This is a genomic window from Desulfatiglans parachlorophenolica (assembly GCF_055394735.1).
The window spans coordinates 3,083,458-3,109,341 of the sequence record NZ_AP042460.1 but is presented as its reverse complement, the minus strand read 5'-3'; the positions used below and the strand labels follow the sequence as shown (position 1 = coordinate 3,109,341).

Annotated in this window: 19 protein-coding genes; 6 read left to right on the top strand and 13 right to left on the bottom strand. The window is 65.1% G+C overall.

The genetic code is table 11. From position 1 onward, the window contains the following. Positions 1-117: 117 nt before the first annotated feature. Complete coding sequence (locus ACZ500_RS14545) at positions 118-1,692, bottom strand: type VI secretion system contractile sheath domain-containing protein (protein ID WP_464228070.1); 1,575 nt, start codon at positions 1,690-1,692, stop codon at positions 118-120. A 32-nt stretch (positions 1,693-1,724) separates the two neighbouring features. Further along, the gene (locus ACZ500_RS14540) at positions 1,725-2,834 is read right to left on the bottom strand and encodes an FHA domain-containing protein (RefSeq protein ID WP_464228069.1); all 1,110 of its coding nucleotides are present in this window, start codon (positions 2,832-2,834) and stop codon (positions 1,725-1,727) included. A 455-nt stretch (positions 2,835-3,289) separates the two neighbouring features. Between ACZ500_RS14540 and ACZ500_RS14535 the strand changes: the two genes are divergently transcribed. Genes ACZ500_RS14535 through ACZ500_RS14515 form a run of 5 tightly spaced genes read left to right on the top strand, consistent with a single transcriptional unit; the run spans position 3,290 to position 8,973 of the window. Beyond that, the gene (locus ACZ500_RS14535) at positions 3,290-4,021 is read left to right on the top strand and encodes a PP2C family protein-serine/threonine phosphatase (protein WP_464228068.1); all 732 of its coding nucleotides are present in this window, start codon (positions 3,290-3,292) and stop codon (positions 4,019-4,021) included. After that, positions 4,018-5,052, top strand: a complete 1,035-nt coding sequence (locus ACZ500_RS14530; RefSeq protein WP_464228067.1) for a trypsin-like peptidase domain-containing protein — start codon at positions 4,018-4,020, stop codon at positions 5,050-5,052. The genes ACZ500_RS14535 and ACZ500_RS14530 overlap by 4 nt, the downstream gene beginning before the upstream one ends. A 5-nt stretch (positions 5,053-5,057) precedes the next feature. Then, positions 5,058-6,386: a serine/threonine-protein kinase gene (locus tag ACZ500_RS14525; RefSeq protein ID WP_464228066.1), complete on the top strand. Its 1,329-nt coding sequence runs from the start codon at positions 5,058-5,060 to the stop codon at positions 6,384-6,386. 21 nt (positions 6,387-6,407) lie between these two features. After that, positions 6,408-8,363 (top strand): redoxin domain-containing protein, encoded by a 1,956-nt coding sequence (locus ACZ500_RS14520; RefSeq protein ID WP_464228064.1) that lies wholly within the window; start codon positions 6,408-6,410, stop codon positions 8,361-8,363. Continuing rightward, a complete protein-coding gene (locus ACZ500_RS14515) occupies positions 8,350-8,973 on the top strand; it encodes a FlgO family outer membrane protein (RefSeq protein WP_464228063.1) in 624 nt (207 codons plus the stop codon). Before ACZ500_RS14520 ends, ACZ500_RS14515 begins: the two co-directional genes overlap by 14 nt. Here ACZ500_RS14515 and ACZ500_RS14510 read toward each other — a convergent pair. From ACZ500_RS14510 to ACZ500_RS14490, 5 genes are all read right to left on the bottom strand, one after another. Next, positions 8,957-10,096, bottom strand: a complete 1,140-nt coding sequence (locus ACZ500_RS14510) for a hypothetical protein (protein ID WP_464228062.1) — start codon at positions 10,094-10,096, stop codon at positions 8,957-8,959. The genes ACZ500_RS14515 and ACZ500_RS14510 overlap by 17 nt on opposite strands. 139 nt (positions 10,097-10,235) lie before the next feature. Further along, on the bottom strand, positions 10,236-11,183 hold the full coding sequence (locus tag ACZ500_RS14505; RefSeq protein WP_464228060.1) for a CsgG/HfaB family protein: 948 nt from the start codon (positions 11,181-11,183) through the stop codon (positions 10,236-10,238). A gap of 19 nt (positions 11,184-11,202) precedes the next feature. After that, positions 11,203-11,337: a hypothetical protein gene (locus ACZ500_RS14500; RefSeq protein WP_464228059.1), complete on the bottom strand. Its 135-nt coding sequence runs from the start codon at positions 11,335-11,337 to the stop codon at positions 11,203-11,205. 62 nt (positions 11,338-11,399) lie between these two features. Then, positions 11,400-13,886 (bottom strand): PKD domain-containing protein, encoded by a 2,487-nt coding sequence (locus tag ACZ500_RS14495; RefSeq protein ID WP_464228058.1) that lies wholly within the window; start codon positions 13,884-13,886, stop codon positions 11,400-11,402. Between the two features lie 359 nt (positions 13,887-14,245). Beyond that, positions 14,246-15,025, bottom strand: a complete 780-nt coding sequence (locus ACZ500_RS14490) for a hypothetical protein (protein WP_464228057.1) — start codon at positions 15,023-15,025, stop codon at positions 14,246-14,248. 164 nt (positions 15,026-15,189) lie between these two features. Between ACZ500_RS14490 and ACZ500_RS14485 the strand changes: the two genes are divergently transcribed. Then, positions 15,190-15,744, top strand: coding sequence for an SHOCT domain-containing protein (locus ACZ500_RS14485; protein WP_464228056.1), 555 nt, complete (start codon positions 15,190-15,192; stop codon positions 15,742-15,744). Between the two features lie 131 nt (positions 15,745-15,875). Here the strand turns inward: ACZ500_RS14485 and ACZ500_RS14480 are convergent, their stop codons facing one another. The 6 genes from ACZ500_RS14480 to tssH form a co-directional block, all read right to left on the bottom strand. Further along, positions 15,876-16,280, bottom strand: coding sequence for a DUF4150 domain-containing protein (locus tag ACZ500_RS14480; RefSeq protein ID WP_464228055.1), 405 nt, complete (start codon positions 16,278-16,280; stop codon positions 15,876-15,878). 9 nt (positions 16,281-16,289) lie between these two features. After that, complete coding sequence (locus ACZ500_RS14475) at positions 16,290-16,940, bottom strand: DUF3540 domain-containing protein (RefSeq protein ID WP_464228054.1); 651 nt, start codon at positions 16,938-16,940, stop codon at positions 16,290-16,292. A gap of 87 nt (positions 16,941-17,027) precedes the next feature. After that, entirely contained in the window at positions 17,028-18,185 is a 1,158-nt protein-coding gene (locus ACZ500_RS14470) for a pentapeptide repeat-containing protein (RefSeq protein WP_464228053.1), read from the bottom strand. Beyond that, on the bottom strand, positions 18,182-20,791 hold the full coding sequence (locus tag ACZ500_RS14465; RefSeq protein WP_464228051.1) for a DUF2169 family type VI secretion system accessory protein: 2,610 nt from the start codon (positions 20,789-20,791) through the stop codon (positions 18,182-18,184). Before ACZ500_RS14465 ends, ACZ500_RS14470 begins: the two co-directional genes overlap by 4 nt. Before the next feature lie 34 nt (positions 20,792-20,825). Beyond that, positions 20,826-23,102, bottom strand: a complete 2,277-nt coding sequence (locus tag ACZ500_RS14460) for a type VI secretion system Vgr family protein (RefSeq protein WP_464228050.1) — start codon at positions 23,100-23,102, stop codon at positions 20,826-20,828. A gap of 1 nt (position 23,103) precedes the next feature. After that, on the bottom strand, positions 23,104-25,875 hold the full coding sequence (tssH, locus tag ACZ500_RS14455; RefSeq protein WP_464228049.1) for a type VI secretion system ATPase TssH: 2,772 nt from the start codon (positions 25,873-25,875) through the stop codon (positions 23,104-23,106). Positions 25,876-25,884: the final 9 nt, after the last annotated feature.

Below are 25,884 nucleotides of genomic sequence, written 5' to 3'. Positions count from 1 at the left end.
TGAATGAGCATCACCCGATTGGCCTGTCGGACAGAATGCCTGGGCTGGATGGGCAGGTGGCCGGCAGCAAGCCCTGCTTCGAAGGGCTGGACGTCAAGGAGACGTCCACCCAGGCGGTCAGGACCACGGAAACTGCAGGGTGACGCGTTCACCGGATGGGACGATGGATCGCGGGGGAAGGAGGTCGATCAGGACCTCGGGGCGATCCTCTCCTTCCGGGCTGCTGACTGTGAGGGTGAAACTGTCCGGGAGGTGGTGTCCGGTGCGCTCCCAGAAGCGTGAGAATGCGGTTTTGAGATCGTTTTCGAGGGCGGCCGGGGCGAGCCCTTGGGGCAAGTGGTCTTTGCACCACAAGATAACCTGAGTGATCCGGGAGACAAAGAGCTGGTAGGCGAGGGAGGTGCCCGCGGCCGTCGTCTCGGCCGGGGTGAAGACCATGTCCTGGTTCCGGGCGGCCAGCAGGGGCAGGATACCGGCGCGGATGAACTGTGCGAGCCGCTCTTCGCTCAAAGGCATTTCGGTGGGGATCTGCCGCCCCTGAGCGATGTTCTGGAGAGGCCTGCCTTCCAAGCGGATGCGCTGCCACTGGGTAAAGCCGGTGGGCCACCCCGTCCGGTGCAGGCTTTGCACCAGGAGCGCGGCGAGCCCCCACACCGGCGCTATCCAGGGAGGCGCCTTCTCTTCGAAGGGGGCCGTGCGGGGCGGGTTGTCCGGACCGTAAGGAATCCTGGCGAGCAGGCGGTTGCAGGTGACGGCCAGCCAGCGCGCCTTTGGTTCCTTTTGGAACCGGCGCCACTTGGCGAAGGCCGGCTCCTCGATCGTGTGCGGCAGATAGGCGAGCCGGTCGAATTTACCCCAATCTTCGAGATGCAGAAACCGCGGCCCGATCCAACAAACGGCGGGTGAAAGAAGGGTCTCGGCGAGTGCGGCGACCCGTTCGAGGCGATCGATGCCGATCGGGGAGCTGTCGCAAGGGATATCCAGGAGGATCAGGGAAGGCGGCGAGGCGATCAGGCGATCGAAGGTGTGCTCGAGGGTTTCGGCGAGCGTCTCGGTCGAAGCCGGCAGAAGGCCGATGTCGACCGTGCCGTCTGTGCTTCCCTGATCCAGCAGGAGCTTGAGTCCGCGCCAGCAGCCTTCGAGGAGTTGATAGGACGGGTCGGAAAAAATGCGCTGAAGGGTCCGGGCGAGGAGGTTATCCAGAATAGCGGTGACGGATCGGGCGGAGAGATCCGGCGCCCCACCCGCTTCGGGCAAAGCGACCATTTCGAGGATCTTGTCGATCCCGCCGGCGGACGAATCGCGCGGCTCGGGTTTCAGCGGGGCCGGGCAATCGATGGGCGGCAGGTGCGGCCGCCCGGCCAGGGCGCTGCAGATCGACCGGTGGTCAAGGCCTTGGCGGCTGGATTCTGCGGCGAACGTCCTGGCCTCCAGGAGCGCCTTCAGGAACGGATCGGCCTGGATCAGGGCATCGGGGCGGAACGACTTGAAATTCTGCCAGGTGAGGTCGACGCCGCCCGCGGGGCAGAGTTCCTTCGGCAGGGGAAGGTGTAAAGCCGGCGCCAACTGCGCCAGCACCCGATCCAGGTTGGACGGATCGACTTCGATCGGGGCGTCGCGCCAGACGGCCTCCCCGGCTCCTCGAAAAGGTGCAATGGCAAGAATCTTGAACGGCAGGGATGGGATCTGCATACCGCCTCCTGATCATTCAGGGTTGCGGACGGTCAGCGGCTCCAGAACTTCTTCAGGATGGAGCGCGGGCCCTTGCCGGATTTGTCCGGCGGTTCAGAAGGGGCGCTGTCGGGGCTTTCCGCTGAGGAACGCTGAGGCTCCTGGGAGACCGGGGCCTCGAACTCGGCCAGTCGTCCTTCGCCCAGAAAGCGGAATGCCGGACCCTGAGGAGTCAGGCGCAGGGTGCAGTTCGGTTCCAGGGCCGCCTGCGGGTGGACCGGTTGCCCGTTTACGGAGAGGGTGCCGCGGCCGGTGAGATCCTTGACCCAGTAGCGGTCTGCATGGTGGAAGAACAGCGCGTGCTCTTCCAGGATCCCGGGCAGGGGCATGATGAGATCGCAGCGCGGGCCGCTTCCCAGGATGACCGGCAGTTCGTTGAATGTCCGCAGGGTTGGGCCATAGAGGATCGTCAGGGGTGCCCGCACCCGCTGCACGGGGATTTCCCCCGAAGGCTCCGCTGTCTGGGGGCGCGCGGGTGCTCCGGGTGGAGGAGGTTCGCTTGGTCGAAAGGGCGCACCGGGACCTGCGGATGGCGGCGCGGCGACCTCCTGTGACGTTTCCCGGCCGGGAAGGCCCGATTCGCGATGGTATGGTTCGATTGGAGCTTCTACCGGGGCTTGGCCGGGTTCCGGTCGCCCGGGGAACACGTTCGGCCCGGAGACATCGGCACGGGGCGTCGATCTTTCAGGCCTCACAGGGGGGATGAAGGGCTCTGCGGGTCTTTGGGGCGGAACCGCCGCAGCGTCGGCCCCCGCAAGGCTGCCCGTTTCAGGCTGCGCGTCGGCGATTCGGGTCAGGAAACTCACCTTGGGTCCGCCCTCGGCGAAGAGCAGGACGTCCCCATCCTTCAGATAGGCCTCCTTAACCCGTTTGCCGTTGACGAACGTACCGTTGATGCTGTGATCGATCAGCTTGAAGCGGTTCCCTTCGCGGATGATCTCGGCATGTTTGCGGGATACGATGAGGAGGTCCTTCGGAAACGACACCTGGCAGTCGGGGCTGCGCCCGAAGAGGATGGCCGGGTCGTCGAGTTCCTGGATCTCGCCCTTCCGCGGCCCCTGGATATGGACCAGTTGGATGGTAATCAGCGGCGGTTTCTGCATGGGCTCGCCCGGGCCTCCCATGTGTGGGGGTGCTGAACGGCTGCCTGTGGCGGGATCAGGAAACGGGTCGATCCCCTGGATCCCGAACGAACAAAGGCCGCTTGCAGCTTGCAGGATAAGACCGAACAGCCAAAGGAGGTTCCCTGCTGCGCCGAGCTTCACTCTGCAAACAAAAGGCGGTATTCCGATTATATGGTGGAAAGCCCCCTCGTTGTCAAGCGGCAAGCTTTGCCGACGCCGGGTAATTTTTAGAAATGATTGTTCTTTTCCTGGATTTCAGGTAAAGTCGAAAAAGGTTTTTATGTTGTCTCCGAAGGGTTGGCCCCGTGTGTGATCTTTACCTGCAGCGAACGGATGACGGGCACAGACGGCCGCCGCGAGGAGGAAAAGAGGAAAACCTTTCCGCCTGATGTTCCCGTGCACCCGGTGCTTGCGCCGCAAGGAGGGGAGGAGCGATGAGCAGGATGACATGGGCCGGTAAATCGGATGTCGGCCTCAAACGGCGGAACAACGAAGACACCTTCCTGATTTCCCCGGAGTTCGGCTTCTGCCTGGTGGCCGACGGCATCGGGGGCGCCGCGGCCGGCGAAATCGCCAGCCGCATCTTTGCCGAGACAGCCGCTGAGATCTTCCACGCCGCACACCCCATCTCCGAAAAAGATATCCTGCAATCCGTCCGGGAGACCTTCAAGGCCGCCAATGAGCGGGTGCGTGCCCACATCCGCCTGAACCCGGCCCACCTCGGCATGGGGTGCACCGCCGAACTCCTCGCCTTCCATCCTGACGGCTTCGTCCTGGGGCATCTGGGAGACAGCCGGACCTACCGCCTTAAAGACGCTCAATTCAAGCGATTGACGAACGATCACACCCTGGTGCAGGCGCAGGTGGAGCAGGGGCTGATCAGTCCCGAGGCTGCGCACACCCATCCGATGCGCCACGTGATCCTGCGCGCGGTGAACGGCGAGGAGGCTGTGGAACTCGATCTCATCCGGGGGAAAACCTTCCCGGGGGATTGTTTTCTCCTTTGTTCGGACGGATTGACCGATATGGTGGATGATGCCCACATCCACGAGGTCCTGACTGCAGGGGGTCCTTTGCAGGGAAGGGTGGATCGGCTGGTCGAGGCGGCGCTTGCAGCGGGCGGGCGGGACAACGTCACGGTGGTCCTCTGCGAGGTGAGCGGATGAACCCGTGCCGCGGGGCCTCAGCAGCGGCCTCAGCCGGGGCGGTAACGGCCGCACGGCGGAGCATCTTCGGAGGCGATGCCTGCCGGCTCAGGACTCTTCTGGCGTTTTGGCCGCTTCTCCCGGGGGTGGTTTTTTTCTGGATGACGCCATTGCAGCTGCATGCGGAGGATGGGTGGCGATCCTATCCCTTGCCGCTGGCGGAGCTGGAAGCGGTCCTGACAGGATGGCTCGAACGTTCGGGTTTCGAGGTCGGGCAGGCTACCCTTGCCATGGGGTACCGCCGCCTGGATGCTCGAAAGGGGGAGGAGGCCTGGGAGATCCGCCTGCGTCCGCAATCCCCGCTTGCCTCGCAGGTGCTGGCGGTTTTCACCCGTGGAGGAGATCCCAATACGGCCCGGGCGGCGGTGCTCGACAGGTTCATCGCGGATTACCTGGCTGGTTCAGGAGGATGGGCAGCGGGTGCTTCCAACATGGATATCCCCGCTGCGGTGCTTTCGAGGATCGAATCCGTGGTGTGCATCCGAGTCGGGGAGGGGGCTGCGGAGAGCCAGGTCTCGGGCCTGGTGCTCGATCGATCGGGGCTGATCCTGTGCGTTGCGCATGCCCTGGGGCATGGCGATGGTGTTCAGGCGGTTCTCCACGATGGGAAGATCCTGCAGGGTCATGCGGTGAGGCTGGACCGGAACCGTGATCTCAGCCTTCTCCGTGCGGCGGCGCGGCTTCCGCCGGGTGTATCGCCGCGGGAGGGACGGCGTCTCCTGGGGATGGGCGAACGGGTCTACTCCATCGGATGCCCTCTCAGCCTCGGCGGGACGGTCTTTCGAGGAACGGTCAATGGCCCGCCGCGAAAGGTCGACGATCAGCCGCTCTGGGTGGTCCGTATGGAGATCCATCCGGGAAGCAGCGGCAGCCCGGTATTCGATGTCCAGGGCAATCTGGTCGGGATGATCAAAGGCCGCTACCGGGGAACCGATTCGATCGGTTTTCTGATTCCACTCGAAACCATCCTTGCCTTTCTGAACGAGGGATGAGCCGCATGCAATACGGGCGCTTCGAGGTCCAGCGGGAACTGGGGCGGGGTTCGATGGGGGTGGTCTACCTGGCCTACGATCCCGATCTCGATCGGTCGGTGGCCGTGAAGGTCCTGCGCGAGGACCGCCTGGTCAGCGAAGATTTCGTGGAGCGCTTCCTGCGCGAGGCCCGGGCCATGGGCCGGTTGTCGCCCCACGCCCATATCGTGACGGTCTTCGACGTCGGGCGCGAGCACGGGACGGTTTACATCGCCATGGAGTATCTCGAGGGCGAGGCCCTGAGCGACCTCATGCGCCGGCGCCGCTTTTCCCCGGACGAAATCGTGGATCTGGGGGTTCAGGTAGCCGAGACGCTCGATTATGCCCACCGCAAAGGGATCGTCCATCGGGACATCAAACCGTCCAACATCATCGTCATGCAGGGAGGTGGCGTCAAGATCACCGATTTCGGGATCGCCCACATCGAAGACCCCTCTATCCAGCAGCGGACCCAGGCGGGTGAGATCCTCGGCACGCCGGTCTATATGTCTCCGGAGCAGGTCATGGGGCAGAAGGTCGACGGCCGCTCAGACCTCTACTCCCTGGGTGTCATCCTATATGAACTGGCGCTGGGATACCGGCCTTTCAAAGGGGAGAACCTGGCCGCCATCTTCAGGGCGATTACGCAGGATGACCCTGTGGACCCCGTTGCGGCGAATCCGGCTGTCCCTGCGACGCTGGGAAAGCTTGTCCTGCGGGCCCTGCAGAAGCCGGCCGAAGCGCGGTTCCAGACCGGTGCGGAAATGGCGGCTGCCCTCGAGGCGGTCCTGGGCGCTCCGGCGCCGACTCCTCCTCCGCCTCTGGATGTCTCCGCATCGACAGCGCCTGCCGGGACTTCCGGGCGAGTGCCTTTCGAGGGTCCGGGTCAGACAAATTCGAGCGGGGCGGCGCAGCGCAAAGGGATAGGCCGGCCGACGCCGCTCCTGATCGTGCTGCTTGGCCTGGTCCTCGCTGCTGCGGCGGTCCTGGGCTACCATTTTCTCAAACAGGAACCGGTTCCGGAAAAGGAGCAGGCGGTTGTCGAGCAGGTCCCTTCCGTCGAGGAGACGATCCCTGAACAAGCGCCGCCCCAGGCGCGGCTGGCGGTGGAAAGTTTTCCGGAAGGGGCCCAGGTATTCGTCGATCGATCCTATCGGGGGGAGACCCCCCTGGACCTCGATCTCCCGGCCGGCACTTACGAAGTCCTTGTCGAAAAGAAGGGCTTCCACGCCTGGGAGGCCCAGCTGACGCTCGATGAGGCCCGCGAAACCCCGCTCTCCGTGCGCCTGCTGCCGGAGGAGGAAGGACAACCTTGAAGCGACGGATGAGGTGACAGCATGCAGTTCAAAACAGGATGGATCGTTTCCCTTGCGGCCCTGATGGTGCTGATCGGGGGTAGTCTCGCCGCTGTCCCGGCGCAGATCCCTCCCGGGAAACAGGCGCCTGCCTTTGCCCTGAAGAGCGTCGAGGGCGCCTCCCACGCGCTTGACGCTGTAAAGGACCGCCCGATGGTGATCCTCTATTTCTTCGATGTCCAGTCCCGTCCGAGCCAGGAAGGCCTTCTGACCCTGGATCGGCTGGCCAGGCAGCACCGGGAAGCACGGCTGACGGTGTGGGGTATTACGCCTTCACCCGCGGACAAGGTCGCCGAATTCGTGGCGGCCCGAAGCCTCGGATTCCCGATCCTGGCGGACACTTCCGGTGTAAGCGACCTTTATCACGCACGGGTGGTGCTGCCGACGGTCTACATCCTTGGTCCGCAGTTGAAGGTTCTCGATTACTTCCAGGGCGGCGGCAGGACCACCGAGGTCATGCTGACCCGGTTGGCCGAGCGCACCCTGCAGGCTAGACAGCCGGCGCTGGCCCGGGCCCTCGGCGGCGAGATTGGCGCGAAAGACCCCGGAAATACGGATGCCCGTGCCGTCCAGGGCTATGCCGCACTGAAGGAGGGCAAACTGGAAGAGGCGACCAAGACCTTCGGCGACCTGGCGCAGAAGACGGGGCAGGCGGGGGCGGTCGGGAAGGAAGGGCTTGCCGCGGTGTATGCAAGGCAGGGCCAGACCGAAAAGGCGGTGCAGCTGGCCGATGAGGCGTCTCAAAAGGCGCCCGGGCGGGCCTATCCGCATGTCATCAAGGGAGACGTCTTATACAGCCAGGGCCGGCACGCCGAGGCCGAAAAGGAATATCAGGAGGCCACCCGGAAGGAGGAGGCCCCGCCTTTCCACCGGGCGGTCGCCCACAACCGTCTGGGGCGTTTCAATGCCGCGCAGGCACGGTACCCGCAGGCCCGGGGCTTGTACGACCAGGCAGTGGAGCTCGACCCTTACTATGTCGAGGCAACGGCCAACAAGGGTGTCACTTATGAGAGGGAGGGGCAGTGGGACAAGGCCCTGGCGGCTTATAAGGGGGCCCTTACGCTCGACCAGAACGATGTCTTTACCGCGGTGCTGGCGCGAAAGGCCCAGGAGCGGCTCGACCTCGAGCGGGATACCGCGCGCAAACAGCGGGTGGATGCCCTCGTCAAGGAACTGGCCGAAAGGTACCGTCAACAGAAGGCCGCACCCGTCGAGGATGCCGATGGGTGGACCTCCCGTCCGATGGTCCTGAGCTTCGTGGATATGCAGGAAAGAGGCGGCCTGCCGGAGCGGGACGGTTTTCCGACCGTCCTTGCCGAGGGCCTGACCGAGCAGCTCAACCGCTCGGGGCGGGTCAAGGTGATCGAGCGGGTCCTGATCGAGCGGGTCCTGGAGGAATTGAACCTCGGCTCTTCGGAGCTGGCCGACCCGGAAACCGCATCGCGCCTCGGCCGGATCATGGCGGTCAAGCTGATCGGGACCGGTACCCTGAACCACCTGCCGGGCGGGTCGCTCCTCAACCTGCGCCTGATCGACACCGAAACCACGGCTATCCCGCGGATCCTCACCACCGAACTCCACCCCGGTCCGGCCTTCGAAAAGACCTTTTTCCAGCTGAGCCGGCAGATCCTCGAGACCGTCATGGAGAAATACCCGCTGCGCGGATACGTGGTGGAAGCCGCCGGGGACGAGGTGATGATCAACCTCGGGGAGCGGCAGGGCGTGGTCCTCGGGACGCGCTTCGCCGCCGTCGAGGAACAGGCGCCGGTCGAATACAAGGGCAGGCTCCTCAAACGCGCGCAGCGGGGCATCGGAGAAATCGAGGTGACCCGGATCGAGCCGGATCTGGCTTACGCAAGGATTCTCGAGCAGGAGCGGCCGCTCAAGACCGACGACAAGGTGCAGGAAACGGGAGGGCCTGTCCGTGTCACGCAGTAGGCCTTGTCCGGTTTTCGGCCTTCGGGCGGCGTTTTCTGGAGCGCTTCCAGGACGGAAGGCGGGTTTCTTTCCCGGGACCGCGCTGCTTCCGGCCCGGCTGCGGATTTGGATCCAGGCTTGTGGGCTTGCTGTGATCCTGGGCGCGTGCGCCGCCGCAGCGCCTCCTGCGCCCCTCGGGCCGCCGGCGGTGGCGGTCTGGGACCTCGAGGACTTGAGTCCGGAGGGGTCGGCTTTGCCCGGATTGGGAGAGGCCCTCGCCGGCAGGGTGATCCAGGTCCTGGACGTCGAAGGGGGCTATCAGGTGATAGAACGGGAGCGGCTGGTCCGTATCCTGGAGGAGTTGAACCTGGGGTCGGGCGATCTGGCGGACGAAGAGACGCGTCTGCGTCTCGGACGGATCGCCGGGGCGCAGTGGATGGTCTTCGGCAGTTATCTGGTGATCGAAGGGACCGTCCGGATCGATCTGCGGCTGGTGGAGGTGGAGACCGGCAAGGTGCTGGCGGCTGCGCAGCGCAGCGCGGCAGGCCATGATATCCATGCCTGGCTCGGCGCCGCCGGCGAGGCGGCCGCCGAGCTTGCCGCCGCGGCTCCGGTCAGAACGTCGCGGTAAGGATGGCGGCGGCGCTCAACCCGCGGTACCGCCGGCCGCTCGTCGGGTGATACCAGGTCTCGTCATCGTCCACGATAAAGCCCTTGACCCCGACCTCGCCGGTCAGGTTGGGGAGGATCTGCCGGGCGATGGCGAAACCGAGTGCGAATTTTTGACGCTCCCCGACGTAAGGATCCTCTCCGCGCGGATAATCGTTGGCGTCGATCCACAGAAACTGGGCGAGCCCTTTCAGGGTGGTCCGGGGATCGAGCGTGTACCGGCAGGAGAGGTCCGCCACCCACTCATCCCCGTGGCTGTTTGCCTCTTCCTTCAGGATGCCCCCCGACGGCTCTTCGAAGCGGCTCTTGGCCCTCTGGATGCTGCTCAGACTGAGCGCGGTCTCCCAGGGACCGGCCGAGTGGATCAGGCCGACGCCGACCATCATAAAGTCGCCCTCCTTATAAAAGGCCGCATCCCGCACCGTGTCCTCGCCGTAATCGGCGTACTGCGCGAAAAGCCGCGCCTGGAAGGCGGCTGCAAACAGGTAATGGACCTCCGCCGACAGGGTGAAGATATCCCCGGGGTCATAGTCCTCGGCCTCGGTGCTGTAGTCGTAGCTTCCGCGCCACACGTATCCGACCCCGAGCCCGGCTGCCCAGCGCTCACCTTCCCGGCCGAGGATGAGGGTCGGGTTGACGTTGAAGCCCTGGCCGAGCTGGGTGATGGAAATGAGATCGGGATCCAGGTACAGCAGCAGCTCATCGGCCTTCAGCCGGGTCTTGCCGGTGGGGAGGTTCAGGTCCAGGCCGATCAGGATGTCGACCGGGAAACGGCCGATGATCTCGTAGGAGGCATTGACCTTGGTGTCGGCGAAATTGGAGACGGATACGTCATCCCTTCCCGCGGGCGATGTCTCGGTGTACATGACGGCGCTCAGCACGCGCATGGAAAAGGCATCGTAGCGGCCGGCAACCTCGATGGGCGTGTGGAACTGAAAACCGTTTTCATCGGCGTCGCTTCGCCACAGATCGAAGTGAAAGCCGGTATTGAGGGTGTATTCCAAGTCGGCCGCCGATGCCGGCCTGACCGTAATGAATGCGCTGGCCGCGCACAGTATCCCGATGACGATTTTTATGGCTTTCATGGCAGTTCCCTTCCTCCTGAATGGCCCGGGGTTGCGTCCTGCAAGGATCGTTTTCGTTGCCGCGATGTGCTTCCGGACGTGCTTGCGCGCGGGAACTCGGCTTTTTGCAGACCGGAGCGGACACCCGCAGATCCTTCCGTCAAGGTTGAAAGCGATCGGGTGGCGGCGGAGGCTCGGGCAGCGGCTGAGGCAGCTGGTCCAGGTCCTGTGGGGTCCGCTCGCGCCGGATGACGTCGTCTGATGAAAGCCGATCGGTCAGGGAGGTCCGGTCGCGCAGCGAACGTAGGAAGGCCCCGCTGCGCCGCTTCGGCGGGATGAGCCCGAGCGATCGCAGCTCTTCGAGCGCCTCTGCCGCCGCACCGAATCCGGGGTCCGCCTGCAGGGCCTCTTCATAAAGCTCGGCGGCCTTGGGGTAGAGGCCGCGGTCGCTGGCATCGATCCCTTCGGCGAACCTCAGCAAGGCCTCGAGGCTGAGGGTCAGGGGGCGCCGCAACGCCGCTTCTTCCTCCGCGGACGGTTCGACTTTCAAGAGGGCCAGGATCCCGAAGAGGATCTCCTTTTCCATCCGGAAGAACTCGGGCAGCGGTCCCTGGGCGGCGGGCTGCCCCAGGATCCGGCTGTCCGGTACGGCCAGTACGTCGGAGCGGATATCGATCACGGCGGCACGGTCACCCGCCATGTCACCGCCGGCAAGCCAGCGGGCCCCAAGAAGGCGGCCGACCCGCGGTTCTGTTCCCGGTGCCACCAGTCCCGAGGCCCCGAGCCCCAGTTCCTCCACAAGGGCTTGCATGCGCACCCGTTCGACGACCTGGAGCGATGAGATTTGGGTGAGGTCGGTGATCAGCATGGCGGCCAGTCCCTTCTGGAGGGGATCGAGCTCCGCCGCCCCCGTCCGGTTGCTGAAGTTCAGCACCGCGATGGTGTCCGCGGCACCGCCCGATGCTGCCAGGGCCTTTTCCTGCTGCAGGGCCTCTTTGGCCCACAGCCGGACCTCTTCCGTGATGACTTGTCCGGCCCATGCGGCCGATACGGTCATCAGCAGGATCAGGACGCATCCTGCCAGCGCTTTTCTGCTGCATTTATGCATTTGAGGACCTCACATGTTTCTATAGGTGCGTGGTTTCATCTCCCATCCGCAAATGGGCGGTTTGACCGGTCTCGGCGTCAATCCGCATAGCTGTTTCTGCGGCGACCTGCAGGTCGCCTCCGCGTAAGCAATCGATTTCATTGGTGTTGGCCAAGAATCCTCCTGTCCGGATTGGAGATCGGGTGCTGCCGGATCCTCCTGTCCGGATGGTTCCAGTTAGGGGCGCCGTTCCGTTTTGCCCAAGCCTTCCGGCAGCGGTGGCGGCAGGGGGCCATCATAGATATCCATCGCCGCTGCCATACCCCCAAGACCCCCCGACGGGGTGAGAGGCTCCGGCGGTATCAGGATTTCCACATCTCCGGGGGCCAGGTTTTCGATCCAGTAACCCTGTCCCATCCGCAGGACCGGAGCGACGGCATACTGCCCCGTTGCGCCGTCGTATCCCAGGATCACCCGGCTTGTCAGGGTGTTCTCGTCCGCGGTTACAGGGATGAGCGGGCCTTCTGTCCCGTCGCTGACCAGGACCCGCTCGTTCCAACCGACATCGAAAAAGAAAGGATCGGCGATCTGATTCCAGCCGGGGCGTAGGACGATCCTGCAGGGGCGCCGGATGGAGGCGGGTATCCCGGTGATATCCAGCGTGGTCGGATCGCGGGGGATCACCCAGTAACCGCGTCCGGGAACGCAGGCCTGTTCGGTCCCCCACTCCGGGCTGACGATCTCGATGTTTCCGGCGGTCTCAGGATCCCAGCGGAACAGCCTGAAGCGCTTGATATCGTATGGACCGAGCTGGGCTGTGATCTGCCTCAGGAGATCGGGGTCCGCCTCGACCGGAAAGCCCACCTCGGAATAGGCGCCGGAGGACAGAGTCATACGGAAGGACCTCGGGCTTCGGTCATCCACCGTGATCGTCACCGTGTCGGATGATGCCAGGCCGGAGGCGTCGCGGACCTCCAGTTCGAAATCGAGCCTCGCCCCTTCGAGAGGCACGAGCGGAGCGGTGAAGGTCGTTACGGCGGCTTCGGCATCGGAGAGGGTTACAGGAGGGCCTTGTGTTTGACGCCACCTGAAGGCCGTGATGGGATAAAAGGGATCGGACGGCCGGGAGCGCGATCCATCCAGGGTAACGAGGGATCCCTCGTCGACGAACTGATCGGCGCCGGCATCGGCGATGGGCGGCAGGGGCAGGTCCGTCACCCCCACCAGGGCCAAATCGACACCCTGAAGACCGGCCGAGTCCGTCACCACCAGGATGAAGGCCAGCAACCGGCCGAGGGCCCCGCCCAGAGGCGCCGTAAAGGACGCCATGGGGGATTCGGCGCCGTTCATGACTACAGGCACGCCCCCCACCTGAATCCATCGGTAGGACACGATGGGGGCGGCCGGGTCCCATGGCGCGGAGGCGCTGCCGTCCAGGTTGACGAGCGACCCTTCCTCAACGCTCTGGTCGGGACCGGCCGAGGCGGTGGGCGGTTTGCGCGCGGAGATGACCCGGTAGCCCAGACCCGGGATGTCGTCCTGGACGGTTTCATAGGCTGCCAGCACGCTCACGTCCAGGGGGTTGTAGGCCAGGGCCGGCCGTGTGTCGCGGCTGCCGGTCGCGGCGATCGCGATTTCGAGTCCGTCCGAGGCGCCCTCGGCATCCAGAAACCGGCCGTAGACATCCCAGCCCGTGAGATCCCCCCCGCGGTCGTCCTGCCAGGCGGTGAAAAAGCGCTGCCCGGCCTCGAGGAAGACCACAGCCGGATCGAAGGCCTCATCGGCTGTGTCGGAGATCGGAAAATCGTTTCCGATCCATTCACCCTCCGAACTGGCCAGACGCCCGAAGATGTCGGCACCTTGTGTCGCGGCATTGCGCTCGTCCGTCCACACCGCCAGGTAGCGGCCGTTTACCCGGTCGAAGGCCACAGCGGGCAGGGTCTGGTCGGCATCGGCCGCGCAAAGAATCCATTCGTCTCCGATCAGCGCCCCGCCGACCTCGACAAGGCGACCGTGGATGTCCCAGCCGGTCGTGTCTGCGTTCAGGTCGTCCTGCCAGACCACGAGGCTGCGGCCGCTGGTGAGGTCGCAGACGACGGCCGGAAAGGCCTGCAGGCGGACCTCTTGATTGGACGGTGTCAGCAGGAAGGCCTCTTCCTGAACCAGCGTCCCGTTCGCGTCCACCTCCCGGGCGGCAATCGCCTGGTTGCAGATCGGGGTGGGGCCGAGGCTGTAGCAGACCCGCGTCTGCCAGGTCACGAGGCAAACGCCGTCGCTGCAGGCAAGCTGCGGGGCCATTTCACCCTGGCTGACGTATCCTGTGATGGGGATCGTCCCTTCGAGGGGCTGGCCGTCCGACGCAACGAGTCGTCCGACGACCCGCCAATACCGTATATTGGTATCCGGGAGGAAAGCGGATTCACTCCAGACAACGAGGTACCGTCCGTTTTCACCGATGCGGTCGACGGCCGGGGACTGCCGCATTACCGCGCCGTCAGTCCCCGAGAGGCGAACCGCGTCGGCGGCCGGCTCTCCGGCGGCGTCCCGAAGTTCCCCGTATATGCTCGATGTGGCATTGAAGACGTCCACAAATACCGATAGAAAGCGGTTGTCGACAGGGTCATGGGACACCGCCGGCTGGTAGGTGTCGGGAGCGGCTCCCACGCCGGCCGGCAGCATGAAAGTCATCCACAGACCCAGTGTGCAAAGCAATGTCTTTTTCATGGCATCCTCATCTTTTATTCCTCTAAAGGTCTCGCGTCGATCGGATCAGTGAAGGTAATGCGTTTTTTTCCATCCGGAAATGGTTTTTTGCCAATCTCGGCGTCAATCTGCACGTTTGTATGTGAGGTGACCTGTAGGTCGCTTCGCCGACAAGCGCTTGATTTCCTTGATATTGGTAGACCGGGACCCACCGTGAACCGGTGGGACTGAGCACCCGAAGGGTGTGAAGAAACCGGGACCCACCCCGCAGGGGTGGGACTGAGCACCCGAAGGGTGTGAAGAAAACAGCCTCATTTCCAGATTGGAAACTGGGTTGTACTGAGAAATCATTTCCTGAAGATCTCCCCCCCCCGACGGAGTCAGAAGTCCATGACGAAAAGCTCTGCGGACTCGCCGGCCGCGTAGGGGCCGAACAGGATGGAATCGGCTGTCCCCTGCACCCTGAAAAAATAGGAAGCCTCGGGATCGAGCCGGTTCTGCACCGCCCACGCCAGGTAGGACTTCTCACCGAGTGCCAACTGCATTCCCTTCAACGGGTAGGACAGAACCGATCGCTCGGGGAGGCTCCCTTTCGGGCCGACGGCCTGAAAGATGATCTCGGCCGGGCCGGCTACCCCTCCCATGGCGCCCTCCCAGGACGCCTCGATCGGCCCCACCTCGAACCAGGTCCCGATGGTGGGGGAGGCATGCACATCGATCCGGTAATCCGCTGCAGCGGCCGCCGGGGAGGGGGTGTGCAGACGGGCGACGATCTTGGCCGCCGGGTTTGCCCCCTGCAGGGCCGCCACCTGCGCCCCCTTGAGCGGCGTTGGCAGGGTATCCGCCGGGGGCGCCGCACCGGCGCTCACCAGCAGCGCCACGGGGAATCCCCGTCCGCGCACCGCCTGGACCGTGATCGCCAGCAGGGCGAGGCCATAGCGCACGGTCGGCGCCGCGAAGGCCTCGGCGCTGCCCAGGATCGCCCACAGGGCCACCCGGGGATCGACCAGGGCCTCTCTTACGCCGATCCAGGCCGCCTTCTCGATGTCGTCCGCCCAAAAATGCCCGCCGGCCTCGATCCCATAGGCCTTGAGTTCGGCCGGCAGGTGTTTGACCGCCTCTTCCGCCCCGCTCAAAGACGTGATCCATATCCGCTTCATCGGTGCACCGCCTTTCCGTCGTCCAACCAGACCGCAAAAACCGCTTTTTTGTCTTTTATATCGCGCCTGAGGGACGTTATAGTCTCGGAGGATCTCCTTTTTCGGGTTTGCAGGGAGTTCCCCGGCCTTTAACCGATGCCTCCGGATGGAAACAAGGAGACGCCATGAATCAACACCGGATCGGTCTGGTCATTGCCTCCCTCGGCATCCTCTGTGCCGTTTTGAGCCTGGTCGTGGTGATCGTCCTCTCACCGCTCGAAGGAATCCTTCTCACCCTCGTGTTTACGGGCATCTGCGGGGCCGTTTACCGGAGCGTTCTCCGCCCGATCCTGCATGACCGGGCGCTCCGGAAGCGCGGCCTTCCGGCCTCGGCGATCATCCTCGAGGCGCGGGACACGGGCACCACCGTCAACCGCAACCCCAAGGTCGACCTGCTGCTCGAGATCCGCCCCGAGGGCGGTGCGCCCTATCGGGTCCGGGCCACCCCGGTTGTCTCCCGGCTTCAGGCATCGCTTCTGCAGCCCGGAACGGCCGTCGAGGTCAAGATCGATCCGCGCGACAAAAAGCGGGTGGCGCTGGCTTCGGTGACGTCGGCGGAGGACGTCTCCCCGAGTCCTGCGGCAGCCAGGCTCGAACGGCTGCAGGACCTCCGCCGAAAGGGCCTCATCACCGAGGCCGAATACCGCCGCAAGCGCGAGGAGATCATCCGCGGTCTCTGATCCTGCCCGGCATTCGCGGATTTCCACTGTTGGACCCGTCTGCGGACCGCGGCGACCCCGGTCGGCGGACAGGCCCCGCGGCCCCCTGCGATGTCCCTAAAACCTCCGTCATGATAGCCTCGACGGCCCTCTCATGGGGCGAGCAGGATCACCTTCGTCTGGCTCGGGACGAGGCGCACCCCGGGGGCGTTGGTGCTGTTCTGGATGCTCGCGCTTGTCAGCCGGGTCGCGGGCATCCCCTCGAAAAGCACGGTAAAAGCCCCGGTCAGGTGCCGCTGGGGCCCCATGACCGTCCCCGAAGCCACTCCGAGCGAGACCCCGGTATTGTCACCGTTGGTCATGGGGATCATGGTGCCCAGATTGTGCGCCGGCATGCACATGATGAAGGTCTTTCTGCAGGCCGTGCCCGGATTGGCGGTCGGCCCCATGGCGATATTGGGATAGGGGACCGGGATCGGCGGCGCGGGGGGCGCCGGTGTCAGGCACACATCCGGAAAGGCCATATCCATCCCCATCATCTGTGTATTGGCGAACATCACGCCCTCCTATCCGATGTGGATCCTCTCACCATCCACCTTGACGTCTTCCCGTGCGGTCAGCATGGCATAGCGGCCTTTGAAGGACATCCATTTCCGGGCGAAATAGTCGAGGCTGCCCGCCTTGACGTGCTCCGACTCCTCGATCACGCGGTAGGAGCGCTTGACCTTTTGGGTAAGGCGCTCCGCCACCGATTCGAGTACCCCCGCCAGCAGCCTGACCCGGGCTGCCTGGACCTCCAGAAAGGTCCCGAGGAAGGCGGCACGATCCACGGCGATCTCCCCCCGGGCCGCATGCACCTCGAGGGTGGAGGCCGCCAGGTGGATGTCCTGGTTCGCGCCGAGATCGATGCCCTCCTGGGAGACGAGGCTCAAGCGGCCCTGCGAGACCCGGATCGCCGCCGGGCGGTCGAAACAAATCTCCAGCCCCTCGTCCTGCGGGCGCTCCAGCACGGCGAGGACGTAGGCGGCGCCGTCCCGATCGGCGCAGACAAGGACCTTGTCGCCGGGCAGAGGGCGGATCAGGCAGCCCACGGCCTGCCTGGCTTGGACCAGCCCGGAGGGGGTCTCGACGAGGCAGCCGTCCGCCTGGACCTTCTCGATGGATCCGAACTCCTGAAACACGGGTAAAGAGCCACGTCTGGTGGCGAGGTTTTCCATGGTCGTTTCTCCTGAGGGCCGGCGGTTCCATCCTTCGGTGCACCGGTCGCCGCGGCCGCTGCGCGGCGGCCTTCGGTTGTCTGTTGATCAGGGGCCCTTCCGAGAGGGGCCTTCGGAATCCCCGCGGGCCGGCTGCCAGTCTTCCGCCGCGGCCCTGTCCGGGTCCGTTGGAAGCGCGGCCGTGCGGTCCGTACCGTTCCACAGCGTGTAATCTTCCGCAATCCGGTGCAGGTTGGCGCGGTAAAGGCCGGCCTGGGACAGATCCGCCCCGGACAGGTCCGCATGGCTGAAATCACCATACGTCAGATCCGCCCCCGTGAAGCGCGCCGCACGGCAGCAGGCCTTGACGAAAATGGCGCCTTCCGCTCGGACCCCCGACAGGTCGGCGAGCGTCAGATCGGCCTCCTCGAAAGAGGCCTGGAGCAGGAAGGCGCTGCGCAGGGAGGCCTTTGCCATCTGCGCCTTCATGAAGATCGCGTAGCGCCCCTGGATCCGATCGAGGACGGCGCCCGAAAGGTCGGCCTCCATGAAGCTTGCCTGGGTCAGATCGGCCCCGGCCAGGTTCGCTCCCTTCAGGTCGGCGCCGATGAACTGTGTCATGGCAAGGTCCATGCCGCTCAGGTCCATGCCGGTCAATACGGCATCCTTCAAAAAGGCCCGCAGGAAATGCGCGCCCGCAAGCCTGACACCCTGCAGGTCGGTCCCGGAAAAGACCGTCTGCTCCAGTTCTGCGCCGCTCAGATCGGCATCGCGCAGGGGCGTTTCATACAGGGCGGCCCGATGGAGCCGTGCCCTTGCCAGGGTGGCCCCGGAAAGGTCCGATTCGATGACCTTCGCGACCCGCAGGTCCGATCCGCTCAGATCCGCACCGCCGAGATCGCAGTGCAGGACATGGGCGTCAGCCAGGTCCGCTCCTCGGAGGTCGGTTTGCATCAGTCGGCCCTTTTCGATAACGGCCTGGTGCAGATCGGCCTCGGCCATGGCGGCGTCGGAAAAGTCACAGTCGACCAGGACCGCTTCCCTCAGGCGGGTCCGTTCGAGGTGGGCGCCGCGGAACGAGACGTGCTCGAAGATCCCCCCGCTGAGATCCGCCCCTTCGAGGTCCAGCCCGCCGCAGTCCGCGTGGCAGACGAGTTCGCCCAACTGCACGAGCCGCTCCAGATCGGCGCGGGTCGGGCGGACCGGCGGGGTCTTCTTCAGCCCTGGATAAGACCGCATGCGTGCGATCAGCTCGTCCAGGTTCATGGGCGCTTCTTGATCCATCGATCCAGAAAGACCTTTTTCAGGAGGGAATCCCTGAGGTCCGTGTTGCGAAACCGGGCCTTCATGAAATCCACGCCATAGAGGTTTGAACCTTGCAGGCCGGCCTCGAAGAGGCAGGCCCGCTGGAGCGATCCCTCGCGCAGGTTGATGCCGGAAAGGTCGGCACCCGTCAGATCCGTTTTGACGAACCGCGCTTCGACCGCTTTGGCCCCCGCGAGGCTCGCCCCCTGCAGGTTGCATTGGCTGAGGTCGGCCCGGCTGAGATCGGCGCCGTCCAGGCGGGCGTTGGACAGGTCGAGGCCGCGCAGGTTGGCGCCGGCAAGGCGGCTCCCCTCGAAGCCGGCTCCGTTGAAGGCGTTCTCTCCGGCGGTGCAGAGCCGGCTTAGATCCGCGCCGTGGAAGGAGACCTGCTGGCACGTCGTCCCCACGAGCACCGCAGCCGTCAGATCCGCTTCGCTGAAATCCGCCTCCCGGAACGAGGTGTTCAAGAATAGGGCCTCGCGCAGGACGGCCCCGGCGAAGAGCGCCCCGGACAATCGTGTATCGATGAACCGGGCCTTGGCCATGGCGGCCCGGCTGAAGTCGACGCCCTCCATCTCGGTCTCGGACAGGTCGGCCTCGTCCAGCGACGCCTCCGTAAAGACACTCCGGGAGATCCGCGCCCGGGTTAACACGGTCTGTCGGAGGTCGGCCCCGCTGAAGTCCGCCTCGCTGATCTCGGCATCGCCGAGGTTGCTGCCCTCCATTTTGGCCGAAGTGAAGCGGGTTCCGGCCAGACGGCCGCGCACGAGGACGCACCCGCTCAGATCGGCCCCCTGGAGATTGGAACCCGATAGGTCGACCCCTTCGAGGAAGGCATTGCTTAGATCGATGCCGGCCAAGTCGAGGCCGCTCAGATCGGCGCCGGTCAGGTCCATCCCTGCGAAGGATGCGCCGTGCTCGTGCCCCGCGGTGACCGTGGCGCGCAGGGCGGCGGCATCGCCGGCCGCGGGCCGGTCGGCAGGCGGAAAATACTGCCCGTATTGTCGATAGGACTGGTCCAGCATGGCCTTCACGTCCCGGAGCTTCTGCTCGAGTTCCGGGTTGTCGAGCCCCAGTTCACGCAGACGCGCAATGGTTTCCTCCGGGGAGAAGGCCGGCCGGCCGCCGCCGCTCCGCGCGGCCTCCTCCATCGCTGCTTCACCGTCGATCCCGAGTTCCTGCATGAGCGCCTGAATTTTTGAGCGTGATTCGGTTTCGCGCCGTTCGGCCTCCGCCAGGATCTCATCCAGGTGGTCGACTACGGCGTCGATGTCGGTTGGATCGAACGATATCTCCTCGGATGGGGTTGCGTCCGGCTCCCCCGCCGGCGGATCGAGCCCCAAAGCGGAGGCGCGGGTCCGGGCTTCGGCGGCCTCCCGTCTGGCCTTGTCCTGCAGCCGCCCGGCCAGGATGTTTTCGCTCGCCTGGAGCTGACCCTCCTCGCTTTCCTCCATCAGCAGGGCGAGCCCTGACCGCTCCCCGTCGGGCATCAGGTCCGTCTCGCGCAGGCTGAAATAGGCGCCTTTTTCCGGGTCCAGCCGGTCTGTGAGGGCCCGGCGGTAGTGTTCGTCCGGACGTCGGTCGTCCTCCATCGATTCGAAGGCGATCAGGAGGTGCAGGACATCGTCGGCATCCGGGTCGGCCACCTCGGCGACTCCGCGGTGGATCAGCAGGCCCTTTTCCCCCTCGGGGAAAAGCCACACCGTTTCGAGATGGGCCGGGATCTCTTCGAAAACCGGGCCCGGCCCCGTGGTGCGGTTCATGAAGCAGCGCGGACGGATGCCGGGCAGGCGCCCCTGCTGGTGGGGCCGGTCGGGGTGCATGTGATCGATCGCGAAGGTCTCGCCACCCGTAAACCATCCTTCGATCTGCTGGTCCGCCGGCGCCGCATTGAAGATCGTCCAGTCCATGTCGGCGGCGAAACCCGGGAAACGCGTCTGAAGCCAATCCTGATCGTAGGTTCCGGCCTTGGAGAACCGCTCGGCCCAAGTCAGATCGAGCGGCCCGAAACCGGCCGGCGGCGGGCGGTCCGTCTGCGAGCCGATCAGCCGGCGCGGGTCCTCGATATTGGGGAGCGGCCAGATGGGTTCCCCGCGCTCGGAGGTCAGAGGGGCGGCCCCTTTGCCGACCGGATTCGCGGCATACCCCGCGCCGCCGAAGGCATTCGGATAGACGATATCCATAACGGTCATGGGCAGCGGATCGGTGATCACCCACGCCCCGCTCCGGCCGCGCCGCCAGAAGCGGTCGCCGAAGACATAAAGGGATTTCCGGACCGCGCCCAGTTCGAATCCCACGCGGCCCGCTGAGGTCGGGGCGCCGTCTGGGGCGAAATAGCGGCCTGTGATCAAAACCTCGCCCCTGGCCTTCGGCATCCCGAGGTCGATCACGGCCTCGGGGCCAAGCGCCTTGGCGGCGTATTTCCAGAGGTCGATCTCGGTCTCGACCACCGGCACGGATTCGGCGAACGAAAAGAAGGTGAGGAGCCCGGTCGAGAGGTAACAGCGCTCCCCGGCCTCGAAGGTCCTGTAGAGCAGTCCGAGTTTCAAGGGTTTGATCACTTTCATCGGTTCGACCGGGCTGGGGACCTTTCCATCCTTTTCACGCGAATATCCTGGCGATGCGATTGTCGAGCAGGATCCGCTCGCCAAGGACGATCTTGCCGTTGTCGGATTTGATGCCGTCTTTGGCCAGGTTCACGGCGGCGTGGCTGATGGCGATCGCCTTCTGCTCGAGGCCGAGCGAGAGCTTCGTCTCGTTCTTGAACCCCATGAAGACCTCGATCGCGGCCGCCAGCTTGATGGATTTTTCGAAGCCCTGGACGATGTTGTCCAACAGGGCGATGTTGCGCGCCTCCGGTCCATTGACCGTGATCGTGCGCGGTCCGTTGACCGTGTAGTTGTCTGTGCCGTTCACCGTGAGGCTTTTCACCCCGGTGATGGTGCTTGTATCGCCGCCCGTGATGCGGTGCGTATCCCCGCCCGAAACGGTGACTTCCCGCCCACCGTTGACGGTATAGGTCTCGCCGCCGCCCTCGACGGTCACATGCCGTCCGCTCGAGACTGTACGCACCTCTTCGCCTTCGAGGAAGACATGCCGGCCCCCCGTGACGTCGTGCGTTTCGCCCCCTGCTTCGATGGTGGTCATCACCCCCTGGCCCACATTCATGTTGAGGCCGCCCGTGATGGTGATGTTTTCATTCTGGCCCACCCGCTTGGTCCGCTCTCCGGTGACCCTGACGGTGTCCGTTTGGTCCACGGTGAGTTCCCTGTCGCCCTGCACGATGACGTGCTCCGATCCTTCGGTGAAGATCATCACGCCGGTCGGGCCATCTCCCGGGTTGGGAGCGCCGATGCGGATGGAACTGCGCGCCGTGGGGGTCTGCAGCTTGATCAGCTGTTTGCCGTCGGTATCTTCGGTGTGGATCTGATTCCCGCCGCCGGTGCGGATCATGCACTGGGTCTGGTTTTCGGATGTGACGGGGCTCGCCGTCTCCGGGTTGGGCACCGAGCCGGCGATGATGGGGCGGTCCGGATCGCCGCCGACAAACGTGAGGAGCACCTCCGTGTCACGGTGAAGCGGAAAATGCATCCCGTAGTCGGCCCCGGCGTAAGGTTGGGCCATCCGCACCCACCGCGAGGCGCGGCCCCCTTCCCGATCGCTCTGATCGAAGGAGAGGCGTACCTTGTAGCGGCCCTCGCCGTCGATCTCCGCATATTGGCCGTCGCCCGCGGCGTCGACCCTGGCGCTCATGGTGCCGAAAAAACGCGGCTTGGGGGTGGTGCGCTCCGGGCGGTACTGCACATCGGCCGGAACGGCGCTGAAGCGGTTCACATAGGTGGTGAGCGATGGCTCGCCGGCCTCCAGATCGTCTTCGCCGAAGAGGGCTCCGGCCTGGCTGCCCTCGTGTTCGAGTTCGGCCACCAGATACCGCTGGTTGCAGCTGTCGCGGTAGTGCCCGGCAAGCTCGAAGAGAAAGCCGGGCGCGAGGGCTGCGAGGAGGCTTTCCCCGGTGAAGACCCGTTCCCGGCAGAGGATTTCCTCGGACCGGATGCGCGCCAGTTCGTTTCCCTCCTCGGGGGTCTTGAAGTGCTCGCCGTAGAGGTAGACGTCGCCGCGCCCCTCGGCGTCGACCTCCGCCTCCGCGCGCAGTTCGAGGTCCGGGCGGCGGTAGTTGTAGTCCCGGAGGATGACGCGCCGCGGCAGCATGCGCTGGCGGCAGATCAGCGCACGGATCACCTCCTGCTCGCGCGCGGTCAGGCTGGAAGGCGGCCGGTAGTCGACCGCTCCGCCCGGGATGTCTTCATGGCTGGAGGAGCTGTCCGTGACGATCAGTTTTTCGAGGGTGTCCATCTGTTCGAAATAGTAGTAAATACCCTCGCGTTCCATCCACCGGCTGATGAAGTCGAGGTCCGTCTCTCCATACTGGCAGATATACTCCCACTGGGGGTAGGTGCGGGTCAGGCGCAGTTCGTAGTCGTCCCCTGTCAGGGCTGTCTGCCGCAGGATCTCTTCGATGATGTCCGGGACCGTTTTGTCCAGGAAGAGCTGGTTCTCACGGTAAAGACCCGCCTGCCACAGCCTCGGCACCAGGACCGCGCGGTAGAAAACGTGCTCGTCCCGCTGCTGCAGCTGTTCGAAGCGGGCCGGGATGCCATGGATCACCCGGGCCTCCTCTTCGGGGCGAAGAATAGTGAGGGTGGCCGGGCTGCGCAGCACGGCCCGCAGATCGATCTCGGGGTCTTCCGAGACCAGCGTGATATCGAATTCGTAGGGCCGGGATATGGCCTCTGCACCCCTGAAACGGACGACCTCGAAGGCGTCTTCCGCCAGGGCTTCCGATCGAAAGAGAAAGCGCCGATGATCCCGCTCTGTCATCTCAGATCCCTCCAAACCCGATGCTGAAGGTTCCGTCCTCGGCCAGGCCGATGTGCACCGCAGACGGCGGGGCGGCGGCCCCCATGGCCCCCAGGATCTCCCGTGAGAGCTGGGGCAGGATGGTCCCGCTCATGATATAATCCACATTCCGTGCGCCGGTTTCGACCTCCGTGCAGCGGGCGGCGATCTGGTCGACGACCGCCGGATCATAGGTGAGTTGCATCCGGTGCGTATCCGCCAGACGGTTCGCGAGTTTGCGCAGTTTGAGCACCACGATCTCTTTCATGATCTCCGGATCGAGGATATAGAACGGCACCACGGTCATCCGGGCCAGGAGCGCCGGTTTGAAGTGATGGCTCAGGACCGGCCGGATAGCCGCCATGAGGGTCTCGGCCGCCGGCCGTTCCCCGGCGGCGCACAGCTCCGTGATCACGTCCGTCCCGAGGTTGCTCGTCAGGAAGAGGACCGTGTTTTTGAAGTCGATGACGCGGCCCTCTCCGTCGGAGAGCATGCCCTTGTCGAAGACCTGATAGAAGAGGTTCATGACCTCGAGATCGGCCTTTTCCACCTCGTCAAGGAGCACCACCGAGTAGGGGCGCTGACGCACCGCCTCGGTCAGTACGCCGCCTTCGCCGTATCCGACGTAGCCCGGGGGCGAGCCGATCAGGCGGCTCACCGTATGGCTTTCCTGGAACTCGCTCATGTTGATCGTGACGGTGAAGCGTTCGCCGCCGAAGAGAAGGTCTGCGACCGCAAGGCCCGTCTCGGTCTTTCCGACCCCGCTCGGCCCGACCAGGAGGAAGACCCCGAGCGGTTGATGCGGGTCCTTGAGGCCGGCCTTGGCCGCCTTGATCACCTGGCCGATGGTTTGCAGGGCCTCGTCCTGGCCTTTGATACGTTCCTGGAGCCGCGTCTCGAGGTCGAGGACATTGTGCGCCTCATCGCGCATGACCTTTCCGAGCGGGATGCCGGTCCAGTCGCTGACCACCTTGGCCACCACGTCCGGGTCCACCTCGATCCGCACGAGGGGCGCCCCGGCCTGCAGGGCCTCGAGTTCGCCCTGGAGGCGGGTCATCTCGGCACGGAGCGCCTCCTCGGTCGGGCGATCCGTTCCGGATTGGGCGGCCCCCGGGGCCTCCGCGCCCGTACCCGCCGGCTCCAAGGGGAGCGCCGTGCCGCCCTCGGCCGACCCCGCCGACTCGGGGGAGGGCGTTTCGGGCACGGCCGGCGTCTGTGGCACCCCGCTTGCGACCTCATAGAGGGTCTTGCGGCACGTAATCAAGGCCCGGCCGAGTTCCTGCTCCTTCAGCCAACGCTCGGTGAGGGCTGCCAGATCGCGCTGGAGGCCTTCCCGTTCGGTGGCAATGGCGGCCGCGCGCTCGGGGTCGACCGCAACCCCGTGCAGCCGGTCCCGCTCGAGGGCGTGCTGCTCGCGCTCGAGGGCCTGGATCCGGCGCTCCTGGTCTTCGATCACATCCGGTTTGGCCGAGAGGAGGACCTTCACCCTCGCGGCGCTCGTATCGAGGAGGTCCACGGCCTTGTCCGGCAGTTGGCGGCCCGAGATATACCGGCTCGAGAGTTCGGCCGCGGCGGCGATGGCGTCGTCCCGCACGACCACGCCGTGCGCCTCTTCGTATTTGGGTTTCAGGCCGCGAAGGATCAGGGCGGTGGTCTCGACGGAGGGTTCGTCCAGTTTTACCAGCTGGAACCGCCGGGCGAGGGCCGCGTCGCGCTCGAAGTACTTCTTGTACTCCGACCAGGTGGTGGCGGCGACGGTGCGGAGTTCCCCGCGGGCCAGGGCGGGTTTGAGGAGGTTGGCCGCGTCGCTCCCCCCGGCCGTTCCGCCGGCGCCGATCAGGGTGTGGGCCTCGTCGATGAAGAGGATGATGGGTTTGGGCGAGGCCTTGACCTCGTTGATGACCGCCTTGAGGCGGTTTTCGAACTCGCCCTTCATACCGGCTCCGGCCTGCAGCAGGCCCATGTCGAGCCCGAGGACCGAGACGTCCCGCAGGATATCGGGGACGTCGCCTTCCACCACCCGCAGAGCGAGCCCCTCCACCACGGCGGTCTTTCCCACCCCTGCCTCGCCGACTACGATCGGGTTGTTCTTGCGCCGGCGCGCCAGGATGTCCACCATCTGACGGATCTCGCGGTCGCGCCCGAAGACGGGGTCGATCTCTCCGGCCGCCGCCTTCCGGCTGAAATCGATGCAGAAGCGTGTCAGTGCCGTGGCCTCGCCCGCCGCCTTTTCCGCGCCGGGTTCGGGTCTCGCCCCCGGCGGCGCCTCTGCGGACCCCTTGACGATGGACCAGAATCGGGATTGCAGGGCATCCTTCCCGATTCCGGTCAGGGTGTCCACGTACGCCCCGGTGGCGAACTGGGTGGGTTTCTTGAGGAAGGCCAGGAGGATGGCGCCCGAGCGCACACGCTCCTCGCCCAGGTCGACGGAGGCCGTCAGCCATGCGTCCTGAAAGAGTTCCATCAGCAGAGGGGAAAAGACCGGTTTGGCGGCGTTGCCCGTCCGAAAGGACTCGATCGTCCCGGTGACGGCCTTCTGCACGCGCCCCGGATCGATATCGAACCAACGGCAGATGAGGGCCAGGTCGGACTGGGGTTCTTCGAGGACCTTGGCCAGAAAATGCTCCACGGTGACTTCGTAGTGGGTGCGCGAGACGCAGAAGCCGGCCGCTCCTTCCAGCCAGCGGGTGCAATGCCGGTTCAATCGTCCCAAAAGGGCCTTGATATCGACCGTGATCATGGGTTTGCCCTCCATCGACGGATG

What these genes read in the sequence shown, in the direction of transcription:
- ACZ500_RS14545 (WP_464228070.1), bottom strand. Translation starts at nt 1,692, where the DNA reads ATGCAGATCCCATCCCTGCCGTTCAAGATTCTTGCCATTGCACCTTTT.
- ACZ500_RS14540 (WP_464228069.1), bottom strand. Translation starts at nt 2,834, where the DNA reads ATGCAGAAACCGCCGCTGATTACCATCCAACTGGTCCATATCCAGGGG.
- ACZ500_RS14535 (WP_464228068.1), top strand. Translation starts at nt 3,290, where the DNA reads ATGAGCAGGATGACATGGGCCGGTAAATCGGATGTCGGCCTCAAACGG.
- ACZ500_RS14530 (WP_464228067.1), top strand. Translation starts at nt 4,018, where the DNA reads ATGAACCCGTGCCGCGGGGCCTCAGCAGCGGCCTCAGCCGGGGCGGTA.
- ACZ500_RS14525 (WP_464228066.1), top strand. Translation starts at nt 5,058, where the DNA reads ATGCAATACGGGCGCTTCGAGGTCCAGCGGGAACTGGGGCGGGGTTCG.
- ACZ500_RS14520 (WP_464228064.1), top strand. Translation starts at nt 6,408, where the DNA reads ATGCAGTTCAAAACAGGATGGATCGTTTCCCTTGCGGCCCTGATGGTG.
- ACZ500_RS14510 (WP_464228062.1), bottom strand. Translation starts at nt 10,096, where the DNA reads ATGAAAGCCATAAAAATCGTCATCGGGATACTGTGCGCGGCCAGCGCA.
- ACZ500_RS14505 (WP_464228060.1), bottom strand. Translation starts at nt 11,183, where the DNA reads ATGCATAAATGCAGCAGAAAAGCGCTGGCAGGATGCGTCCTGATCCTG.
- ACZ500_RS14495 (WP_464228058.1), bottom strand. Translation starts at nt 13,886, where the DNA reads ATGAAAAAGACATTGCTTTGCACACTGGGTCTGTGGATGACTTTCATG.
- ACZ500_RS14490 (WP_464228057.1), bottom strand. Translation starts at nt 15,025, where the DNA reads ATGAAGCGGATATGGATCACGTCTTTGAGCGGGGCGGAAGAGGCGGTC.
- ACZ500_RS14485 (WP_464228056.1), top strand. Translation starts at nt 15,190, where the DNA reads ATGAATCAACACCGGATCGGTCTGGTCATTGCCTCCCTCGGCATCCTC.
- ACZ500_RS14480 (WP_464228055.1), bottom strand. Translation starts at nt 16,280, where the DNA reads ATGTTCGCCAATACACAGATGATGGGGATGGATATGGCCTTTCCGGAT.
- ACZ500_RS14475 (WP_464228054.1), bottom strand. Translation starts at nt 16,940, where the DNA reads ATGGAAAACCTCGCCACCAGACGTGGCTCTTTACCCGTGTTTCAGGAG.
- ACZ500_RS14470 (WP_464228053.1), bottom strand. Translation starts at nt 18,185, where the DNA reads ATGAACCTGGACGAGCTGATCGCACGCATGCGGTCTTATCCAGGGCTG.
- ACZ500_RS14465 (WP_464228051.1), bottom strand. Translation starts at nt 20,791, where the DNA reads ATGAAAGTGATCAAACCCTTGAAACTCGGACTGCTCTACAGGACCTTC.
- ACZ500_RS14460 (WP_464228050.1), bottom strand. Translation starts at nt 23,102, where the DNA reads ATGACAGAGCGGGATCATCGGCGCTTTCTCTTTCGATCGGAAGCCCTG.
- tssH (WP_464228049.1), bottom strand. Translation starts at nt 25,875, where the DNA reads ATGGAGGGCAAACCCATGATCACGGTCGATATCAAGGCCCTTTTGGGA.